This window comes from Sporolactobacillus sp. STSJ-5 (genome assembly GCF_024385605.1).
Classification (GTDB): Bacteria; Bacillota; Bacilli; order Bacillales; family Sporolactobacillaceae; genus Sporolactobacillus.
Genome location: NZ_JANFOJ010000038.1, coordinates 1 through 3123, shown reverse-complemented (window position 1 = coordinate 3123; position 3123 = coordinate 1). Strand labels below are relative to the sequence as shown.

At 54.0% G+C, this 3123-nt stretch carries 2 rRNA genes; both read right to left on the bottom strand.

Going from position 1 to position 3123, the window contains the following annotated elements:
- Position 1: 1 nt before the first annotated feature.
- Positions 2-118: ribosomal RNA gene (gene rrf / locus NOM01_RS16975) — 5S ribosomal RNA — on the bottom strand.
- 73 nt (positions 119-191) lie between these two features.
- Positions 192-3119: ribosomal RNA gene (locus NOM01_RS16970) — 23S ribosomal RNA — on the bottom strand.
- Positions 3120-3123 lie beyond the last annotated feature (4 nt).

Genomic DNA, 3123 nt, shown 5'->3' with positions numbered 1-3123 from the left:
TGCCTGGCAGTGACCTACTCTCACAGGGGGACAGCCCCCAATTACCATCGGCACAGAAGAGCTTAACGACCGTGTTCGGGATGGGAACGGGTGTGACCTCTTCGCTATGACCGCCAGACTTCCGGCTCGCATGAGCCTTCAAAACCGGTAACGAAAGCAATCGAAACAAAACAAGTGAATCCAAGGTATTCTGGGTTAAGCCCTCGACCGATTAGTATCTGTCCGCTGCACACCTCACGGTGCTTCCACTTCAGACCTATCAACCTCATCATCTCTAAGGGGTCTTACTGATTTAAAATCATGGGAAATCTCATCTTGAAGGGGGCTTCATGCTTAGATGCTTTCAGCACTTATCCCGTCCACACATAGCTACCCAGCGTATGCTCCTGGCGGAACAACTGGTACACCAGCGGTGTGTCCATCCCGGTCCTCTCGTACTAAGGACAGCTCTTCTCAAATTTCCTACGCCCGCGACGGATAGGGACCGAACTGTCTCACGACGTTCTGAACCCAGCTCGCGTACCGCTTTAATGGGCGAACAGCCCAACCCTTGGGACCTACTTCAGCCCCAGGATGCGATGAGCCGACATCGAGGTGCCAAACCTCCCCGTCGATGTGAACTCTTGGGGGAGATAAGCCTGTTATCCCCAGGGTAGCTTTTATCCGTTGAGCGATGGCCCTTCCATGCGGTGCCACCGGATCACTAAGCCCGACTTTCGTCCCTGCTCGACTTGTAGGTCTCGCAGTCAAGCTCCCTTGTGCCTTTACACTCTGCGAATGATTTCCAACCATTCTGAGGGAACCTTTGGGCGCCTCCGTTACCTTTTAGGAGGCGACCGCCCCAGTCAAACTGCCCGCCTGACACTGTCTCCGAACCGGATCACGGTTCAGGGTTAGAATGTCGATATCGTCAGGGCAGTATCCCACCGATGCCTCCACCGAACCTAGCGGTCCGGTTTCCAAGGCTCCTGCCTATCCTGTACAAACGATACCCACATCCAATATCAAGCTGCAGTAAAGCTCCATGGGGTCTTTCCGTCCTGTCGCGGGTAACCTGCATCTTCACAGGTACTATAATTTCACCGGGTCTCTCGTTGAGACAGTATCCAAATCGTTACACCTTTCGTGCGGGTCGGAACTTACCCGACAAGGAATTTCGCTACCTTAGGACCGTTATAGTTACGGCCGCCGTTTACTGGGGCTTCAATTCAAAGCTTCTCCCGAAGGATAACCTCTCCTTTTAACCTTCCAGCACCGGGCAGGTGTCAGCCCCTATACATCACCTTACGGTTTAGCAGAAACCTGTGTTTTTGGTAAACAGTCGCTTGGATCTTTTCACTGCGGCTCATCGGACCCGTAGGTCCGACGAGCACCCCTTCTCCCGAAGTTACGGGGTGATTTTGCCGAGTTCCTTAACGAGAGTTCTCCCGAGCGTCTTAGAATTCTCTTCTTGCCCACCTGTGTCGGTTTGGGTACGGGCACCGTTTCACTCGCTAGAGGCTTTTCTTGGCAGTGTAGGATCAGGCGCTTCGGTACTTAAGTTCCCTCCTCATCACCGTTTGGCGGATAGCAGCGGGATTTGCCTCGCTGCCGGCCTCGCGGCTTGAACGCACACTTCCATCCGTGCGCTCGCCTTACCTTCCTGCGTCCCCCCATCACTCAAACGTGAAACGCTGGTACAGGAATATCAACCTGTTGTCCATCGCCTACGCCTTTCGGCCTCGGCTTAGGCCCCGACTAACCCTGAGCGGACGAACCTTCCTCAGGAACCCTTAGGCTTTCGACGGAGAAGATTCTCACTTCTCTTTTCGTTACTCATACCGGCATTCTCACTTCCAAACGCTCCAACATGCCTCACGGCACATCTTCAATGCCCTTGGAACGCTCCCCTACCATGACCTTACGGTCATCCGCGACTTCGGTGCTGTGCTTAGCCCCGTTACATTTTCGGCGCGACGCCACTCGACCAGTGAGCTATTACGCACTCTTTAAATGGTGGCTGCTTCTGAGCCAACATCCTGGTTGTCTGGGCAACGTCACATCCTTTCCCACTTAGCACAAACTTAGGGACCTTAGTCGGCGGTCTGGGCTGTTTCCCTTTCGACGACGGATCTTATCACTCGCCGTCTGACTCCCGGACGTAAGGGCTTGGCATTCGGAGTTTGACTGAACTCGGTAATCCTGTGGGGACCCCTTATTCAATCAGTGCTCTACCTCCAAGTCTCACTCATCCGAGGCTAGCCCTAAAGCTATTTCGGGGAGAACCAGCTATCTCCGTGTTCGATTGGCATTTCACCCCTACCCACACCTCATCCCCGCATTTTTCAACATGCGTGGGTTCGGGCCTCCATTCAGTGTTACCTGAACTTCACCCTGGACATGGGTAGATCACACGGTTTCGGGTCGACAACCCTAAACTCATTCGCCCTATTCAGACTCGCTTTCGCTGCGGCTCCGCCTCTTCAGCTTAACCTTGCTTAGAATCGTCACTCGCCGGTCCATTCTACAAAAGGTACGCTGTCACCCCCCGAAGGGGGCTCCAACTACTTGTAAGCACACGGTTTCAGGATCTCTTTCACTCCCCTTCCGGGGTGCTTTTCACCTTTCCCTCACGGTACTGGTTCACTATCGGTCACTGGGGAGTATTTAGCCTTGGGAGACGGTCCTCCCGGATTCCGACGGGGTTTCTCGTGTCCCGCCGTACTCAGGATCCACTCCGGAGTGCACGTTCCGTCGGCTACAGGGCGTTTGCCTTCTTTGGCCGACCCTTCCAGGTCGTTCGCCTGAAACGTGCATTTCTGACTCCATGTGGAGTGTCCTACAACCCCAAAGAGCAAGCTCTTTGGTTTGGGCTGTTTCCCTTTCGCTCGCCACTACTCAGGAAATCGCATTTGCTTTCTCTTCCTCCGGGTACTGAGATGTTTCAGTTCCCCGGGTCTGCCTTACTCTGCCTATGGATTCAGCAGAGCATCCTATCTGTTCAAGATAGGGGGTTCCCCCATTCGGAAATCTTCGGATCAAAGCTTACTTACAGCTCCCCGAAGCGTATCGGCGTTCGTTCCGTCCTTCATCGGCTCCCAGTGCCAAGGCATCCACCGTGCGCTCTTTAAAACTTAACCACTG